This is a genomic window from Marinospirillum sp., assembly GCF_014859565.1.
In genome coordinates this window covers 20,936-37,376 of sequence record NZ_JACUUA010000007.1, presented here as the reverse complement: position 1 = coordinate 37,376, position 16,441 = coordinate 20,936, and the positions used below count along the sequence as shown (strand labels likewise).

General features: G+C 53.5%; 17 protein-coding genes. 8 read left to right on the top strand and 9 right to left on the bottom strand.

The genetic code is table 11. The features are described from left to right. Positions 1 to 106: 106 nt before the first annotated feature. Together purL and IBX50_RS02400 are read left to right on the top strand one after the other, a co-directional pair. A complete protein-coding gene (purL, locus tag IBX50_RS02405; protein WP_292253018.1) occupies positions 107 to 4,015 on the top strand; it encodes a phosphoribosylformylglycinamidine synthase in 3,909 nt (1,302 codons plus the stop codon). Between the two features lie 207 nt (positions 4,016 to 4,222). Next, complete coding sequence (locus tag IBX50_RS02400; protein ID WP_292253017.1) at positions 4,223 to 4,444, top strand: YheV family putative zinc ribbon protein; 222 nt, start codon at positions 4,223 to 4,225, stop codon at positions 4,442 to 4,444. An 82-nt stretch (positions 4,445 to 4,526) separates the two neighbouring features. Here the strand turns inward: IBX50_RS02400 and IBX50_RS02395 are convergent, their stop codons facing one another. The 3 genes from IBX50_RS02395 to rsmD all read right to left on the bottom strand — a co-directional run bounded on the left by IBX50_RS02395 (position 4,527) and on the right by rsmD (position 5,984). Then, positions 4,527 to 4,781, bottom strand: a complete 255-nt coding sequence (locus IBX50_RS02395; RefSeq protein WP_292253016.1) for a YfhL family 4Fe-4S dicluster ferredoxin — start codon at positions 4,779 to 4,781, stop codon at positions 4,527 to 4,529. A gap of 68 nt (positions 4,782 to 4,849) precedes the next feature. Continuing rightward, positions 4,850 to 5,335: a pantetheine-phosphate adenylyltransferase gene (gene coaD / locus IBX50_RS02390; RefSeq protein WP_292253014.1), complete on the bottom strand. Its 486-nt coding sequence runs from the start codon at positions 5,333 to 5,335 to the stop codon at positions 4,850 to 4,852. A gap of 64 nt (positions 5,336 to 5,399) precedes the next feature. Next, a complete protein-coding gene (gene rsmD / locus IBX50_RS02385) occupies positions 5,400 to 5,984 on the bottom strand; it encodes a 16S rRNA (guanine(966)-N(2))-methyltransferase RsmD (protein WP_292253013.1) in 585 nt (194 codons plus the stop codon). 85 nt (positions 5,985 to 6,069) lie between these two features. Here rsmD and ftsY point away from each other — a divergent pair, with 85 nt between their 5' ends. The 4 genes from ftsY (at position 6,070) to rpoH (ending at position 9,915) form a co-directional block, all read left to right on the top strand. Then, positions 6,070 to 7,152, top strand: a complete 1,083-nt coding sequence (gene ftsY, locus IBX50_RS02380; RefSeq protein ID WP_292253012.1) for a signal recognition particle-docking protein FtsY — start codon at positions 6,070 to 6,072, stop codon at positions 7,150 to 7,152. Positions 7,153 to 7,173: 21 nt separating this feature from the next. Further along, complete coding sequence (gene ftsE / locus IBX50_RS02375) at positions 7,174 to 7,842, top strand: cell division ATP-binding protein FtsE (protein WP_292253010.1); 669 nt, start codon at positions 7,174 to 7,176, stop codon at positions 7,840 to 7,842. Beyond that, on the top strand, positions 7,839 to 8,930 hold the full coding sequence (gene ftsX / locus IBX50_RS02370) for a permease-like cell division protein FtsX (RefSeq protein ID WP_292253008.1): 1,092 nt from the start codon (positions 7,839 to 7,841) through the stop codon (positions 8,928 to 8,930). The genes ftsE and ftsX overlap by 4 nt, the downstream gene beginning before the upstream one ends. Before the next feature lie 118 nt (positions 8,931 to 9,048). Beyond that, positions 9,049 to 9,915 carry an RNA polymerase sigma factor RpoH gene (gene rpoH / locus IBX50_RS02365; protein ID WP_292253007.1) on the top strand — a complete coding sequence of 289 codons (867 nt, stop codon included), beginning with the start codon at positions 9,049 to 9,051 and terminating at the stop codon, positions 9,913 to 9,915. Here rpoH and trxC read toward each other — a convergent pair. After that, positions 9,912 to 10,352, bottom strand: a complete 441-nt coding sequence (gene trxC / locus IBX50_RS02360) for a thioredoxin TrxC (RefSeq protein ID WP_292253006.1) — start codon at positions 10,350 to 10,352, stop codon at positions 9,912 to 9,914. The genes rpoH and trxC overlap by 4 nt on opposite strands. 56 nt (positions 10,353 to 10,408) lie before the next feature. Here trxC and IBX50_RS02355 point away from each other — a divergent pair, with 56 nt between their 5' ends. Then, on the top strand, positions 10,409 to 10,621 hold the full coding sequence (locus IBX50_RS02355; protein ID WP_292253005.1) for a hypothetical protein: 213 nt from the start codon (positions 10,409 to 10,411) through the stop codon (positions 10,619 to 10,621). A 7-nt stretch (positions 10,622 to 10,628) separates the two neighbouring features. On the opposite strand, the gene IBX50_RS02350 is transcribed toward IBX50_RS02355, so the two are convergent. Next, a complete protein-coding gene (locus IBX50_RS02350; RefSeq protein ID WP_292253004.1) occupies positions 10,629 to 11,090 on the bottom strand; it encodes a cold-shock protein in 462 nt (153 codons plus the stop codon). Between the two features lie 118 nt (positions 11,091 to 11,208). Here IBX50_RS02350 and IBX50_RS02345 point away from each other — a divergent pair, with 118 nt between their 5' ends. Then, positions 11,209 to 11,433, top strand: a complete 225-nt coding sequence (locus IBX50_RS02345; RefSeq protein WP_292253003.1) for a SlyX family protein — start codon at positions 11,209 to 11,211, stop codon at positions 11,431 to 11,433. A gap of 4 nt (positions 11,434 to 11,437) precedes the next feature. On the opposite strand, the gene IBX50_RS02340 is transcribed toward IBX50_RS02345, so the two are convergent. The 4 genes from IBX50_RS02340 to IBX50_RS02325 all read right to left on the bottom strand — a co-directional run bounded on the left by IBX50_RS02340 (position 11,438) and on the right by IBX50_RS02325 (position 16,441). Then, a complete protein-coding gene (locus IBX50_RS02340; RefSeq protein WP_292253001.1) occupies positions 11,438 to 11,752 on the bottom strand; it encodes a BolA/IbaG family iron-sulfur metabolism protein in 315 nt (104 codons plus the stop codon). 18 nt (positions 11,753 to 11,770) lie between these two features. After that, positions 11,771 to 13,099, bottom strand: a complete 1,329-nt coding sequence (locus IBX50_RS02335) for a DUF3422 family protein (protein ID WP_292253000.1) — start codon at positions 13,097 to 13,099, stop codon at positions 11,771 to 11,773. A gap of 110 nt (positions 13,100 to 13,209) precedes the next feature. Continuing rightward, a complete protein-coding gene (locus IBX50_RS02330; protein ID WP_292252997.1) occupies positions 13,210 to 15,708 on the bottom strand; it encodes an FtsX-like permease family protein in 2,499 nt (832 codons plus the stop codon). Further along, positions 15,701 to 16,441, bottom strand: coding sequence for an ABC transporter ATP-binding protein (locus IBX50_RS02325; protein WP_292252996.1), 741 nt, complete (start codon positions 16,439 to 16,441; stop codon positions 15,701 to 15,703). The genes IBX50_RS02330 and IBX50_RS02325 overlap by 8 nt, the downstream gene beginning before the upstream one ends.

Here is a 16,441-nt window from a genome sequence, read left to right as displayed (position 1 = left end):
ATACATTTTTTGTGACTCACTGCTCATTTTTTGTCCTTTCGTAGCCCTCTAAGCCGCTTTGCGCTATCATTCGCGGCAATTTTTCCTGCTCTGATGAGGCTTGCTCATGCTGCAACTGCGAGGCGCACCTGCTCTTTCAGCTTTTCGTTCCCAGAAACTCCTGACTCAGCTTCAGGCGATTTCTGCTTCTGTCACCGGACTCTACGCTGAGTACCTGCATCTGGCAGACCTGTCTGCCGATTTGAGCACCGAACAACTTCAGGTATTGGAAGCCCTGCTGAACTATGGCCCGACCGGTGAACAGCAGGATTTGAGTGGCGAACTCTTTCTTGTGGTGCCTAGACTGGGTACTCAATCCCCCTGGTCATCCAAGGCAACCGACATTGCCCGCAACTGTGATCTCACACAGATTCAGCGACTGGAACGAGGTATTGCCTACACCGTCCAGAGCAGTCAGCCACTGAGTAGTCAGGAAGCTGAGTTAATCGGCAACCAGCTGTTTGATCGCATGACCGAAACCCTGCTGCGTGATACAACCTCTGCCAGCCAGCTGTTCCGCCATGAATCCCCTCGCCCGCTGGGCAGTGTGGATATTCTGGGTGGTGGCCGTGCGGCACTGGTCAAAGCCAACACCAATCTGGGACTGGCACTGGCTGATGACGAAATTGATTATCTGGTAACAAGTTTCAACGATCTGGGACGCAACCCCAACGATGTTGAGCTGATGATGTTTGCTCAGGCCAACTCGGAACATTGCCGCCACAAAATTTTTAATGCCAGTTGGACAATTAACGGTGAAGACTCCCCTCACTCCCTATTTGGCATGATCCGCAACACCTACAAAGAATCACCCGAGGGTGTGTTATCTGCTTACAAGGATAATGCCTCGGTGATTGAAGGTTTTGAGGCACCGCGCTTTTTCCCTCAGCCGGAAACCCACAGCTGGCAGCCGGTCACTGAACCCACCCACATCCTGATGAAGGTGGAAACCCACAACCACCCGACAGCCATTGCACCCTTCCCCGGTGCGGCAACCGGTGCCGGTGGTGAGATTCGTGATGAAGGTGCCACTGGTGTTGGTTCCAAACCCAAAGCCGGTCTGACTGGTTTTACCGTGTCCAACCTGCGCATCCCCGGTTATACCCAGCCTTGGGAAGCACAGGATTATGGCAAACCGGAGCGGATTGTTTCTGCACTGGACATCATGATTGAAGGCCCGCTGGGTGGTGCTGCTTTTAATAACGAATTTGGTCGCCCTAACCTGAACGGTTATTTCCGCACCTACGAAGAAGATGCACCGGGCTTAAACGGCAACGAGCGTCGTGGTTATCACAAACCCATCATGCTGGCCGGTGGTCTGGGTAACATTCGTCCCAACCACGTGGAAAAAGGCGAAATCCCGGTCGGTGCCAAACTGATTGTGCTGGGTGGTCCAGCCATGAATATTGGTCTGGGTGGTGGTGCCGCCTCTTCCATGGCAACCGGCTCTTCCAGTGCCGATCTGGACTTTGCCTCGGTACAGCGTGAAAACGCCGAAATTGAACGCCGGGCGCAAGAAGTGATTGATCGCTGCTGGGGTATGGGCGACAAAAACCCCATCTGTTTTATCCATGACGTAGGTGCCGGTGGTTTGTCCAACGCCCTGCCGGAGCTGGTCAAGGATGGTGAACGCGGCGGTCTGTTTGATCTGCGTGCTGTTCCCAATGCCGAACCCGGCATGAGCCCGCTGGAGATCTGGTGCAACGAAGCACAGGAGCGTTATGTGCTGGCGATTGCGCCAGACAGCCTGGAACTCTTTGATCAACTCTGCCGCCGTGAGCGTGCCCCTTATGCTGTTGTGGGTGAAGCCCTGGCTGAACACCATCTGACCGTTAAAGATGGCCACTTTGAAAGCAAACCAGTGGATCTGCCAATGAGTGTGCTGTTTGGCAAACCACCCAAAATGCAGCGCAGTTTTGATCGTCAAACCCTGCAACTGCCCCAGCTGAACTTGCAGGATGTATCACTGGCTGAGGCGGCTGAACGAGTACTCAGCCTGCCGACCGTGGCCAGTAAACAATTCCTGATTACCATTGGTGACCGCAGTGTTTCCGGCCTGGTGGCAAGGGATCAGATGGTTGGCCCCTGGCAGGTGCCGGTAGCCGATTGTGCGGTCACCACCACCACCTCGTTCAACGAAACCGGCGAAGCCATGGCGATGGGTGAGCGCACCCCGCTGGCACTGATCAATCCGGCGGCTTCCGGTCGTATGGCGGTGGCTGAATCCATCACCAACATTGCTGCGGCCTCCATCCGCCAGCTCAGTGACATCAAACTCTCGGCCAACTGGATGTCTGCAGCCAACCACCCCGGCGAGAATCAAGCCCTGTATGACACGGTGTATGCCGTAGGTATGGAACTCTGCCCACAGCTGGGTATTGCTATTCCGGTGGGCAAGGACTCCATGTCCATGCGTACCGTCTGGCAGGATGAACAGGGACAGGAAAAAGCCATCACCTCTCCCCTGTCTCTGGTAGTCACCGCTTTTGCGCCGGTCACCGCAGCACGCCAGACCCTGACCCCTCAGCTGCGTACTGATCAGGGTGAAACCGACCTGCTGCTGATTGATCTGGGTCGCGGCCAAAACCGTCTCGGCGGTTCAGCACTGGCTCAGGTGTACAACCAGCTGGGTGATACTGCCCCGGATCTGGATGATGCTGAAGACTTAAAAGCTTTTTTTGCCGTGATTCAGGGGCTCAACAGCGAAAACAAACTGCTGGCTTACCACGACCGCTCTGATGGCGGCCTGTTTGCTACCCTGGCTGAAATGGCTTTTGCCGGTCACACCGGGTTGGATATAAAACTGGAACTGCTGGCAGAAAACGCTTCTGAAGCCCTGGCTGCACTGCTCAGTGAAGAGCTGGGTGCCGTGGTGCAGATTCGCCAGCAGGATACCGAATATGTGCTGATGCAACTGGCTGCCGCCGGTCTGGGTGATTGTGCTCAGGTGATTGGTCGCCCGGCAAGTGATGACCTGCTCAGCTTCTCATTGGATGGTGACCTGCTGCTGCAGGCCAGCCGTATTGAATACCAGCGCCGCTGGGCAGAAACCAGCTATCACATTCAGGCACTGCGCGACAATGCTGACTGCGCTCTGGAAGAATTTGACAACCTGCTGGATGCCAAAGACCCCGGCATCAGTCCAAAACTCAGCTTTGATCTGAACGAAGATCTGGCGGCACCCTACCTGAACCTGCAGCAGCGCCCGAAAGTGGTAATCCTGCGTGAACAGGGTGTCAACAGCCACATGGAAACCGCTGCAGCCTTCTACCGCGCCGGTTTTGATCCGATTGATGTACACATGAGTGACCTGCTGGCTGGTGCCGTGAATATGGCAGAGTTCCGTGGACTGGCCGCCTGTGGTGGTTTCTCCTACGGTGACGTACTCGGTGCCGGTGGCGGCTGGGCCAAGTCCATCCTTTTCCACCCTAAAGTGCGTGATGCCTTTGCTGCTTTTTTTGCGCGTGAAGACACCTTCTCACTGGGTATCTGCAACGGCTGTCAGATGTTGTCTCAATTAAAAGACCTAATCCCTGGTGCTGACCACTGGCCGCGTTTTGTACGCAACCAGAGTGAACAGTTTGAAGCACGGGTTGCCACGGTTGAAGTGCAGAAAAGTGCCTCTATCCTGCTGGCGGGCATGGAAGGTTCACGCCTGCCGATTGCGGTCTCCCACGGTGAAGGGCGTGCGGAATTCCGTGATGCCAGCCACCTGCAGCAGGTAGAGCAAAACAGCAGCATTGCCCTGCGCTTTGTTAACAACTACGGTGAAGTGACCCAGCGTTATCCATTTAACCCCAACGGCTCACCCGCGGGTATTACTGGCCTCACCAGCCAGGATGGTCGTGCCACCATCATGATGCCCCACCCGGAGCGAGTTGCACGCACCATCAACAACTCCTGGCACCCGGATCACTGGGGTGAACAAGGGCCCTGGCAGCGTTTATTTGCCAATGCTCGTCGCTGGGTTAAGTAGTTGTTCGTTATAGTTGCTACGGAAAGGAAATCACAGGGATTGGTTTGTCAGGACGCGTGAATACATCCATGTAAGCTCTGGCAGGATTCGTTCCAGACGAATCACTGCACTGACTACATCCATGTAGGGCGGCCGCGACGTCCTGTCGCGGACAGCCTGACAAATCCAATTCCCTGCACTTTCCCGTTGCTAAAGAGGACTCAGAATATGACCATCAAGCGCTTTATTGCCGGGGCCATCTGCCCCAAATGTGGAGCCATGGATCGGCTGAAAGCCTGGCAGGAAGCCCGATTACAGCATAGGGAATGTGTTGAGTGTGGTTTCACCGATGCCATGAGTCTGGACATGCCAGAAGAACTGCCCACTCGCGTCAACAAGACCGAGGCAGATCCCAGGGATGAAATCCAGGTGGTGAAGTTGATTCAGTGAAAAAGAATGACCCATTAAAAAAGGCGAGCCACCCACAAGTGCTCGCCTTTTTTATTTCTATACAAACGTTATTGCAGTGTTATCAACCCAGAGCTGCTGTGATGGTGTTGTACTTCTCCATCAGCTCGTCTTTGTCTTCGACATGGTTCGGATCTTTCGGGATACATTCCACCGGGCAAACATTCACACACTGGGGCTCATCATAGTGACCCACACACTCGGTACACAGGTTGGGATCAATCACGTAGATTTCATCACCCTGAGAAATGGCACCGTTGGGGCATTCCGGTTCGCATACATCACAGTTGATGCATTCATCGGTAATGTACAAAGCCATACTTTGACCTCATTTATCAAGTAGCAGGTGGGGCTGGTTAGCCTGAGACGGGGTTTTACTCTATTGGTTCACGCTCTGGCGGCGTATTTTTTCTTTAATGCATCCACCACGCAGGGATGCACAAACTTGCTGACATCCCCACCCAGACTGGCCACTTCACGAACCAGCGTGGAAGCGATGAAAGACAGGTGCTCGGAAGGTGTCAGAAACACACTCTCCACTTCGGCAGACATGGCGCGGTTAAGGTTCGCCAGCTGCAGTTCATACTCAAAATCGGATACCGCACGCAGCCCCCGCAGGATGATACGGGCATTCTGCTGTTTCAGAAATTCGGTCAACAAGCAGTCAAAACCGATCACTTCAACATTATCATGATGCACCAGCACCTGACGTGCCAGTTGAATTCGGGTATCAAGATCCAGTGCCGGTTTTTTACCGGGGCTGACAGCAATGGCAACAATCACCCGATCAAACATACGGGCAGCACGCTGCACCAGATCACTGTGACCGTGGGTGATTGGATCAAAAGTACCGGGATAAACAACCAGACTCATCTCATGACCTCGGCAACAAAAGGCGCATCTTACCGAAAAGGGTCAAACGTCTCAAATAACCTTTTCATCTGGCGTACAAACCAAAGCGCACTTCACCGGCCTGTTTGTCCTTTTGCAACGACCAGTTGGGCGGCAGGGTAATCGGCTCACCCTGTTTTTCCTGTTCGATGTAAATCAGGGCATTGTCCGCCAGCCAGCCTCGTTGTTCCAGCAACTGACAGGTCGGCTCCAGCAAACCCTGATGAAAAGGTGGGTCCAGAAACACCAGATCAAAAGGTGCCTCGGGTTCACCTTCCAGCCATTGTAATACATCAGCATTCAGCAGTTGCAGGCGTTTACCGGCCAAGGGTGTCAGCAACTCACGTAACTGTTTGGTTACTTTAGGGTCTCTTTCAATCGCTGTCACCTGGGCAGCACCGCGACTTAATGCCTCAATCGCTAGTGCTCCACTGCCGGTAAAGGCATCCAGACAACGACGACCGGCTAAAGAAAACTGCAACCAGTTAAACAGGGTTTCCCTCACCCGATCAGAAGTGGGCCGTAAACCTTCTCCCTCCGGCACTGGTAATTTGCGCCCTCGCCATTCACCACCAATAATTCTTACCTGTCCCTGCAATCCCTGCTTGAGGGGTTTCTGTCGTCTCGGCATAGTACACCTTTTGTTTATGTTCTACCGTCACGGGCAGGCAGGTGATAGGATACCGCATTCACTAAACGATTAAGACACCTCTGCCATGCTCGGATTATTCAAGCGCAAAAAAAATGAGCCGGAAATCAAGGCTGATCAAGAAAATGATCATCCGGCAACTGCAATCTCCACTGAACAAACCAAACCCTTGCCCGAGGCTGCACAGCCGCAGACCGCCAGCCAGGAACCCGCAAAAGGCGGCTTCTTTTCTCGTCTGAAACAAGGCTTGGCACGTACCCGCAGTGGCCTAATGGATGGCCTGGCTGGATTGTTTCTCGGGGCCAAAAAAATTGATGATGAACTGCTGGAAGAACTGGAAACCCGCCTGTTAATGGCCGATGTGGGTATGACAGCCACCCGCGAAATCATCAGCAGCCTCACCGACAAGGTGGCGCGTAATCAACTTAAGGATTCTGATGCCCTGTTCATTGCATTAAAAGATGAACTCAAGGCATTACTGCAACCTGTCTGCAAACCTCTGGTATTGGCTCATAACCCAGAAAAACCTCAGGTGATTCTGATGGTGGGTGTAAACGGTGTGGGCAAAACCACCACCATTGGCAAGCTGGCAAAAAAATATCAGGCAGAAGGCCACAAACTGCTGCTGGCTGCCGGGGATACCTTCCGTGCCGCTGCTGTGGAGCAATTAAAGATCTGGGGTGAACGCAATCAGGTGCCGGTGATTGCTCAGCATACCGGTGCTGACAGCGCCAGCGTGATTTTTGATGCCTTGCAGGCCGCTCAATCACGCAGGATGGATTTGCTGATTGCTGATACCGCCGGTCGATTACACAACAAAAGCAACCTGATGGAAGAGTTGTCGAAAGTGCGCCGCGTGATGCAAAAACTGGATGCTGATGCACCCCACGAAACCCTGCTGGTACTGGATGCCGCCACCGGCCAGAATGCTCTGGCACAAGCACGGCAGTTTAATCAGTCTGTCCCCTTGACGGGTCTGGTACTCACCAAGCTGGATGGAACGGCCAAGGGCGGTATCGTGTTTGCTTTAGCTCGTGAATTGGGTATTCCGGTACGTTTTATTGGTGTGGGTGAGCAGGTGGATGATCTGCGGGAATTTGATGCCGACAGTTTTGTGGATGCCTTGCTGGATCTTGAAACCAGCGAATAAATATGACCACAGGGAGCGCGCATGATCCAGTTCACCAATGTTTTTAAACGCTACGAAAGTGGGCATGAAGCCCTGCAGAACATTAACTTCATCCTGCATGAAGGTGAAATGGCTTTTTTGACCGGCCATTCCGGTGCTGGTAAAAGCACCCTGCTGAAACTGATCATGCGCATGGAAGTCGCCACACGCGGTCAGGTGGTGATTGATGGGCAGCATCTTTCCAAATTGGCACGTCGTCACATTCCTTACCTGCGCCGCAAAATCGGTGTGGTGTTTCAGGATCACCAGCTGTTATTTGATCGCAGTGTGTACGACAACGTGGCATTGCCCCTAGTCATTGAAGGCATGGATCCGCAAGATGTCGGCAAGCGGGTTCGTGCTGCACTGGATAAGGTCGGCTTGTTATCCAAGGAAAAACTCAACCCGATCATGTTGTCCGGCGGTGAACAGCAACGGATTGGCATTGCTCGTGCTGTAGTCAACAAACCCCCCATTCTGCTGGCGGATGAGCCAACCGGTAACCTTGATCCACAGCTGTCGTCCGAGATTATGCAGCTGTTCCGCCAGTTTAATGCCGTGGGTGTTACGGTACTCATTGCCTCACACGATCTGGATCTGATTTCCCGTATGGGGATGCGCATGATGGAACTTCGTCAAGGCGGCCTGAGTCGGGATGGAGTTACAGCATGATTGGAAAACGCCCCCCCGGAAAACCCAGTGGAGCTACCTTCCCACCCAGCTCACGCAAGGAAGCACCCAAACTTGTTACCCGAAAACCACCCAACCGGCTCAGAAGCAGCCCTGATCCTCGCAGCAGCAAATCAGCGGCCAGTGGTGCACGCATCAGCACGGTGGATACCAGCAAACGTTTAAAAGCCTGGCGTCGCCACCACCTGCAAATGGCAGCAGACAGTCTGGGACGGTTGCTCGCCACACCCTTTGCCAGCATGATGACCTGGGCAGTGATTGCCATTGCCCTGTCTTTACCTGTTGCTCTTTATGTATTTCTGAACAACGCTCAGCTGGTATCCAGCAACTGGGATGGCAGCGCCCAGATCTCGCTTTATCTTAAGGATCAGGTTAACGACAATGTTGGACGCCAGTTGACCCAGGAACTGCAACTGCGCCCGGAAGTGGCGGAAACCCGTTACCTATCCCGAGAACAGACACTGGCTGAATTCAAGGAATTCTCCGGTTTTGGTGAAGCGCTGAATTATCTAGACGACAACCCCCTGCCTGCCGTAATCATTGTTCGCCCAGCGGTGAGTGGTGTAGATGCCCAGCAAGCACTGGTTCGGCAACTGAGCGAATTAAAAGAAGTGGAAGAAGCCCAACTGGATCTGGCCTGGGTCAAGCGCCTGTTTCATATTATGGAGCTGGGGCAACGCATGATCACCGCGTTGGGTATATTGCTGGGGCTGGCCGTATTACTGGTGATCGGCAACACCATCCGGCTGGCGATTGAAAACCGCAGGCAAGAGATCGTGGTGGTCAAACTGATCGGCGCCACCGATGCCTTTGTGCGTCGACCCTTTTTATACACTGGCATCTGGTATGGACTGGGCAGCGGCCTGTTGTCCTGGCTGCTGATTAACATCTCGCTCTACTGGCTGGATGGCCCGGTACGATCCCTTGCCAGTGCTTATGCCAGTGACTTCAGCCTGATTGGCCTGAGCCTGCCAGATTCGCTCCTGCTGTTGATTTCCAGTACACTGCTGGGATGGTTTGGCGCTTGGATTGCGGTCAGTCGGCATCTCGGCAAGGTAGAGCCACAGTAGCAGGATAGAAACACAGTAAAGAGCAGCGACGGGAACTTTAGTGACTTCCCGTCAGTCTCAGCAAGCGTTAGAATACCAAGTGGTATGATTCTATTGTCAGCTGTTTTACGGAGAGTCTATGAGCACCCAATTACAAGTCGCCGGCATTTTATCTCCAGGTCGCGACCTGAATGCTTACATGCAGACCGTGAACACCATTCCGCTGCTGAGTGTAGAGGAAGAACAGGCACTCGGTTATCGCCTGCAGAATGATGGCGATCTGGAAGCCGCCCGCCTGCTGGTTATGTCGCACCTGCGTTTTGTGGTGCATATCGCCAGAAGTTACAAGGGTTATGGCCTGCCAGAAGCAGATCTGATTCAGGAAGGTAATGTTGGCCTGATGAAAGCCGTTAAACGTTTTGATCCGACCATGGGTGTACGTCTGGTTTCTTTTGCGGTGCACTGGATCAAAGCTGAAATCCACGAATTTGTCCTGAAGAACTGGCGCATCGTCAAAGTAGCCACCACCAAAGCTCAGCGTAAACTCTTCTTTAACCTGCGCGGCGCCAAAAAAAGTCTTGGCTGGCTGAATGGTGATGAAGTACGTGCCATCGCTTCTGATCTGAATGTTAAACCAGAAACCGTGCGTGAAATGGAAGGTCGCCTGGCATCCACTGATGCAGCCTTTGATGGTTACACAGATGACGACGATGAAACCTACAGCGTAGCTCCGGTCAACTATCTGGTGGATCACCGTTATGATCCGGCCAGTATGATCGAAGCGGACAACACCGAAAATGATGCCAGCAGCCGCCTGCAGGAAGCCCTGTCACAATTGGATCAACGCAGCCGTGACATCTTACAACAGCGTTGGCTTAACGACAGTAAAGCCACCCTGCATGATCTGGCAGCGGTTTATGGCGTTTCTGCCGAGCGCATCCGCCAGCTCGAAAAAAACGCCATGAACAAGGTTCGTAATGCCCTCGAAGGTGAACTGGTGGCTTAAGACCGAATCACCGACTGCAACCAGGCTCGCAACTGGCTCGCTTGCATAGCTCCAGCTTGGCGAGCCAGCTCCTTCCCACCCTGAAACACCACCAGACTCGGAATGCTGCGTATGGCAAATTGTGCTGCCAGCGCCTGACTGGTTTCCGTATTGATCTTGGCAAACCTCAGTGATGGCTCCATCTGCGCCGCCACCTGTTTGAATACCGGCGCCATCATCTGACAGGGACCACACCAGCTCGCCCAGAAGTCCACCACCACCGGTAAATCACTTTGCATCACCAGAGCCTTGAAATTCTGCTCGTTTATTTCCAGCGGCTCGCCGGTAAACAAGGGCTGCTTGCACTGACCACAACGTGGCTTATCATCCAGGCGATCTCGCGGAACACGATTGATAGCTAAACAATGGGGACATCCCAGATGCACTCGATCACTCATTTTTGACTGCTCCTCAAAACATTAGAATAAGCTAATAATGGGGATGATCAGAAAAAATGCAAGCAGCACCACCCAGGGTTAAAACAACCCACAAGAGTGATTTTAACCCTTCATGTATCAGGTTGTTTTTACCCAAAAGCATTGCCCTGTCCCTCACCGTAACGGGCGAATACTATGCCTCGTTGCTGCATGAGCTGCATGAGCTGCATGAGAAGTTGGAAGCCTCGCCCGTGGCGCTTGAGCTTAGGGCGGGGAGCAGTCACTTATGAAAAGTAGTCAGCGTGTCAGGATGGATACATCTTCAGCCTGCAGGCCTTTTTCACCATCCACTGCGGCAAAGCGTACACGCTGACCTTCTCTCAGGGTGCGATGCCCTGTACCCCGAATGGAACGAAAATGTACAAACACCTCACCACCAGCATCACGGATGATAAAACCAAAACCCTTGTTGACGTTAAACCACTTCACCACACCTTCTTCGCGATCATCACCTTCAGCGTGTTCAGTCTCAGGCTCATAGGCTTCATCATCACTGGAATAACTGGCTTTCAGACGCAGCAACTCATTAATGGTAGCAGCCAGCATCAGCAATACAAACACCAGCAGATAGACTTTTAACGCAACTGTGCCGGTCATGGTAATAGCAGGAGAAATAGCCAGAAGCGGCAGAATCACGGGGGCAAGCAGGGCAACCACAAGACTAACCAGAATGTTTCTTATCAGTGTATTATTCAGCATAAAATTTCTCTAAATCCAGATACTATGAACAAAAGGAAAAACGGCATCAAAGTTTGCCGCGGATCATTATAACCATGTCTGAAACGAAATGCTTAAACAAGGTAAGGGGTTACGCGAGATGAAGCAATACGAGGAACGTCTTGTCAGGCTGGAAACCCAGCTGGCCTTTCAGGATGACCTGCTGGAACAACTGAATCAGCAGTTGGTATTACAGAACCGCGACACGCGACTGCTGCAGCAGCAGCTGCAACTTTTATCCAGTCGTTTCAAGGAACTGCAGCAAAATACCGACAATTCCGGGCAGCAGCCTTCCGCTGCCGACGAAAGGCCTCCCCACTACTAACAACTTAGTGCCCGGCACCCTGGCAGTTGGGTGAATCAGGACGTTGCTGGCCTGCAGCCTGCCATTCTTCCGGGGTGTACAGATGCAGCGCCAGCGCATGAACCGGCCCGGCCAGTTCATCGGCCAGCAGGGCATAAATTTTCTGGTGGCGTTTAACCGGCAGCAACCCGGCAAACACTTCGCTGACCAGCGTGACCTTAAAGTGGCTTTCCCTTCCGGGTGGCCCTTTATGACGATCACTTTCATTTTCAATATCCAGCTGCAGCGGGTTTAATGCAGCGGTTATTTTTTCTCTGATACCTGCTTCAATCTGAGCCATGTTTCTCACCTTCCTGCTTCAGCGGGGGTTTTCCCGTTCGGGATCACTGGCCTCAACAATAAACTTTTTAATCCTGTGGGTCACCCACCAAACGGTTCCCACCACCAGGGGCACAGCAACAGCAGTGGCAATATCCTTGTTCAACGGCACACCTAAGGGTTCCAGCGCACCAAACAGATAACGCAACAGACTGATACCGTAATAACTAATTGCCGCAATGGACAGGCCTTCCACGGTTTCTTGCATGCGTAACTGCAATCTGGAGCGACGGTTCATGGAGGCCAGCAAACGACGGTTCTGCTCTTCCAGCTTTAAATCCACACGGGTACGAATCAGGTCACCGGCACGTTCAATCCGCCGCGCCAGATCCTCCAGACGCTGACTGACTGAATCACAGGTGCTGGCTGCCGGGGTTAAACGACGACTGAAAAAAGCACTCAGAGTAAAATTTGGGCCACTCTGACGTTCTTTTAACTCCTCCAGACGTTTCATCACCAGTTGATAATAAGCCTGGGTGGCAGAAAAGCGTGAGATGGTATCGGCTCGATGCCGTTCGATCTGTGCTGCCATACGGGTCAGTTGTTGCAGCAGCTTACGCTCTTCTTCCAACCCTTCTGTGCTGGACAACTCGGCGATGATTTCCGCCAGTTGCTGATCCAGCTGACGTAATAGCGGTGCTAGATCCCGAGCCGGGCGAGCACCCAGCAGTGCCATCAAACGATAGGTTTCCAGCTCCAGCACTCGCAGGATCAGGCGGCCGGTTTGGTTGTCGTTTAATCCATGATTGTGCAACAGAATCCGACCACAACCATCACCATGTAATCGAAAGGCGCTCCACAGGGTTGCAGCCCCCTCCATCAAACGACCGCTGACCAGTCGCTGACCTTCAAAACATGCTGCTAGTTTTTCCCGATCCAGCAGCTCATCATCGGGTGAGCGTACCTCCAGATGCTGGGCAGCCACCAACTGGCCGGGGACAGCTTCCAGCCAATCCTGCGGCAACAACGATAGTGCCGTCTGGGAAAAAGGTGACTCATTACGTCCGGGACGAATAAAAGTGTAGGTCACAAATTCCAGATGTCGCTCCCAGCGCACATCCAGATCACCCAGCCGCTGATAAAAGCTGTTGTCATGCGCTGCAGGTGGGTTCACTCCATAACGTGTACAAAGTGCACATAGGTGCTGAAAATCCATTTCTCTGTCACTTTCATCCAGCAACAGTGCCAGGTGTGAAATACGCACTGGACTGCCAATTACCGGGAAAGGTCGGGCGTGCAGCTCGTGGTAAAGGGATTCACGTGCTGGATGCAGTTGACGCGGCAATGGAGTACGAAAGGCCACAGACACGGGTTCACCTATTTAGAAAGTAGCTCATTGATATTTAGAACATCATGCTATGCCTTCTAGTGAACCGCAAGTCCCTGAGGCTCTGAGTCGCAGCAATACTCTCCACCATTTCAGCTGAGTTGTTTTAACAACTGATGCGGAGCAGCTTGTAATGATGATCTCAGCGCCAGATGTGCAAAGGCCGCCAACAGCACGGCTCCCAGCAGTGGCGGCAACACCCAGAACAGCGGTGCAGATGACCAGGGCAGATTAAACACCTGCCCGGCCATTAGGCTGTATAAGCCCTCGCCTAGTAACGCGGCCAGCACACCAGACAAACCGCCCAGCAACAGAAACTCAGCCAATTGCCGACTCGCCAGCAGATTGCGGCTGGCACCCAGCACTTTTAATAGTGCCTGCTCCCGCTGGCGGGCATCCAAGCTCGCCATCATCAGCGCCCAAGTCACCAGTAAACCGGCCAGCAGTACAAACCCTAGCAGGTATTGTACCCCTAGGCTTAACTGCCGCAGGATACCTTCTGCCTGAGCCAGAATGGCACGTACATCCAGAAAGGCCACGCCGGGGAATTCACGTGTCAGGCGGCGCATAAATTCACCTTCCGCTTCCGGCATGGTAAAACTGGCCAGAAAGGTATGCGGCTGAGACTCCAGTACCTGAGGTGGAAAAATAACATAAAAGTTGGGGTTAAAACTTTCCCAGCGCACCTCACGAAGACTGGTGATCTGGGTGATGATCGAGCTGCCAGCCAAATTAAAGGTGAGCTGATCATTCAGCTCCAGACCCAGTCGCTGAGCCATACCCGACTCCACCGAAATGGGCAGTACACCTTCTGCCAGCTCTGGCGCAGCATCCCACCAGTGACCGGCAATCAGCTGGTTGCCTTCCGGCAGAGTGTCACTCCAGGTCAGATTTAACTCACGTCGCAGCGTGTTGTCATTACGGGAGGCCTGCGGCACCCGACTTTCAGCCTCTTCACCATTAATCTGCAACAAGCGCCCACGCAGGATGGGATAAACCTGACTGTGCACCAGCCCGGATTCATCCAGCAGGGTGACAAAAGCATCCCGCTCATACGGCTGAATATCCACAGCAAACTGGTTGGGGCGTTGTTCCGGCAGCTGGTTTTGCCAGTCACCCACCAGTTGATCACCACCCCGCGCCACCAGTAACACCGCAGCAAAAGCTAGGGTAAAGGTGCTCAGTTGCAACAGGGTTTCACCAGAATTACGACCCAAACGTCTTAAACCCTGACGCCAGCGCCAGGGAAACAGCTGCAAGCGGGACATCAACAGGCGCAGCAATAACCAGCCGATTCCAGCCACCAACCCACCCAATAACAATAACCCCAGCAGTGTCCAGAGCGTCAGCAGTAAATCCCCCGAGATCCAAAAACCCAGACCCAGAGTGGCTAGTGCTGCCAGCCCATAACTCAGCCAAGCCGAAGAGGTCAGTTGCCAGGGGCGGGATTGCAACACCGCCAGCGGGCTAACCTGTGCCAGACTCAGCAGTGGTGCCAGCGAAAAACCCAGCAACAACCACAAGGCCAGTAATACCGCTACCAGTAGCGGCACGAGTGATGGTGGTGGCAAGGTGAGTGGTAATACCGGAGCCAGTAATTGCACCAGCCCCAGATGTGCTAGATAACCCACTGCCCCTCCTATCAGGCCACCCACTAACCCCAGCCAGAATAACTGCAGCAGAAAAAGCCGTTGCACTCGCACTCGTGACTGCCCCAGACAACGTAACAAAGCGACTTCTTTTGCCTGGCGTCTGGCTTGCCGCTGGGATGCCAGAGCAACTGCCAGTGCTGCCAGCAGCACTGCAATCAAACCAGCCAGCCCCAGATAACGCCGCCCTTCATGCATGGCTCTGGCGATACCCGGTTGGCTTTCTTCCATATCACGTAAACGCTGATGTGGGGCTAATAATTCGGGTAACTGCTCACGCAGGGGGTTCAACAGAGCACGCGATCCGGTGATACCCAGACGCCAGCGTGCGCGACTTAAAGAACCCAGCAAAGCACTGCCTTCCAGGCTATCCAGATGCACCAGTGCTGCCGGTGAAAAACTGGCAAAACCACCACTCTGATCCGGTTTTTCCAGCAGGATGGCACTGAACAACAATTCACGATCACCCATTTCGACCCGATCTCCCGGCACCACATTCAGTCGCTGTGCCAGTCCCGGCTCCAGCCAGACTTCACCACTGGGTGGAGGCTGATTCTGGTTTAATTCCTGTCCATCAGGTAACTGCAGGCGTACTTCACCCAATAATGGATAAAAATCATCCACAGCACTCAGGCTAACCAGTACAAAAGCATCACCATAACTGGCCATACTGGTCAGCTCCACCCGCTCGGATGTTTTTAAACCCTGCTGTGTTAATAATGCTTTTAACTCGGGTTCAGCGGCTTCACGTCCGGAAATTACCAGATCACCACCGGAAATCCGCGCAGCCTCGTGATCCAGTGCTCCCTGCATGCGTTCACCCACCACCCCCAGCAGGGTGGCACAGGCCACTGCCAACATCAGCGCCGCCAGCAAAACTCGATATTCACCAGCTCTTACACCACGCCAGGCCAGACGTGCTGCCAGTCGCAGATCATTCATCAGCCGCCTCCGGCATCACCAACTGACCGGATTCCAGCTGTAGAATACGCTGGCAACGTGCCGCCAGTTGACGATCATGAGTCACCAGTACCAGCGTCATGGCCTGCCCGGCATGTTCATTCAGGTCAAACAACAGATCGGCCACCTTGCGACCATTACCCTCATCCAGATTGCCGGTGGGTTCGTCAGCAAACAATACCGAAGGGCGACTGGCAAAAGCTCGTGCTATGGCAACCCGTTGTTGTTCACCCCCGGACATCTGTGTTGGTCTGTGCCCGGCGCGCTGACTTAACCCCACACGATCCAGCCACACCCGTGCCTGCTGCTCAGCATCAGTCTCATTACGCAACTCCAGTGGCAACATCACGTTTTCCAGCGCAGTCAGTTCCGGCAATAACTGAAAAGACTGAAAAATAAAACCCACTTCTTTTGCGCGCACTGCCGCCCGCTGATCTTCACCCAGGCTGCTGAAGGCTTTGCCATCCCACAGCAGTTCGCCCTCGGTGGGGGTATCCAGACCTGCCAGCAGCGCCAGCAGCGTGGATTTGCCGGAACCGGATGGCCCAAGAATGGCGACTCGTTCACCCCGCTGGATGTTCAGATCAAGATTGCGCAGAATAACCAGGGGTTGATCCTGCTGAGAAACGCTGTAACCCAAACCTTTCGCCTGTAACAGTGTCTGGGTTGGGGTTAGGGTGTTCTTTGAAAAGTCTGTCAAGGAGTCTGGTGTCAT

Bases quoted from the DNA above. Each gene is read 5' to 3' on its own strand.
- purL (WP_292253018.1), top strand. From the start codon at position 107: ATGCTGCAACTGCGAGGCGCACCTGCTCTTTCAGCTTTTCGTTCCCAG.
- IBX50_RS02400 (WP_292253017.1), top strand. From the start codon at position 4,223: ATGACCATCAAGCGCTTTATTGCCGGGGCCATCTGCCCCAAATGTGGA.
- IBX50_RS02395 (WP_292253016.1), bottom strand. From the start codon at position 4,781: ATGGCTTTGTACATTACCGATGAATGCATCAACTGTGATGTATGCGAA.
- coaD (WP_292253014.1), bottom strand. From the start codon at position 5,335: ATGAGTCTGGTTGTTTATCCCGGTACTTTTGATCCAATCACCCACGGT.
- rsmD (WP_292253013.1), bottom strand. From the start codon at position 5,984: ATGCCGAGACGACAGAAACCCCTCAAGCAGGGATTGCAGGGACAGGTA.
- ftsY (WP_292253012.1), top strand. From the start codon at position 6,070: ATGCTCGGATTATTCAAGCGCAAAAAAAATGAGCCGGAAATCAAGGCT.
- ftsE (WP_292253010.1), top strand. From the start codon at position 7,174: ATGATCCAGTTCACCAATGTTTTTAAACGCTACGAAAGTGGGCATGAA.
- ftsX (WP_292253008.1), top strand. From the start codon at position 7,839: ATGATTGGAAAACGCCCCCCCGGAAAACCCAGTGGAGCTACCTTCCCA.
- rpoH (WP_292253007.1), top strand. From the start codon at position 9,049: ATGAGCACCCAATTACAAGTCGCCGGCATTTTATCTCCAGGTCGCGAC.
- trxC (WP_292253006.1), bottom strand. From the start codon at position 10,352: ATGAGTGATCGAGTGCATCTGGGATGTCCCCATTGTTTAGCTATCAAT.
- IBX50_RS02355 (WP_292253005.1), top strand. From the start codon at position 10,409: ATGCAAGCAGCACCACCCAGGGTTAAAACAACCCACAAGAGTGATTTT.
- IBX50_RS02350 (WP_292253004.1), bottom strand. From the start codon at position 11,090: ATGCTGAATAATACACTGATAAGAAACATTCTGGTTAGTCTTGTGGTT.
- IBX50_RS02345 (WP_292253003.1), top strand. From the start codon at position 11,209: ATGAAGCAATACGAGGAACGTCTTGTCAGGCTGGAAACCCAGCTGGCC.
- IBX50_RS02340 (WP_292253001.1), bottom strand. From the start codon at position 11,752: ATGGCTCAGATTGAAGCAGGTATCAGAGAAAAAATAACCGCTGCATTA.
- IBX50_RS02330 (WP_292252997.1), bottom strand. From the start codon at position 15,708: ATGAATGATCTGCGACTGGCAGCACGTCTGGCCTGGCGTGGTGTAAGA.
- IBX50_RS02325 (WP_292252996.1), bottom strand. From the start codon at position 16,441: ATGACACCAGACTCCTTGACAGACTTTTCAAAGAACACCCTAACCCCA.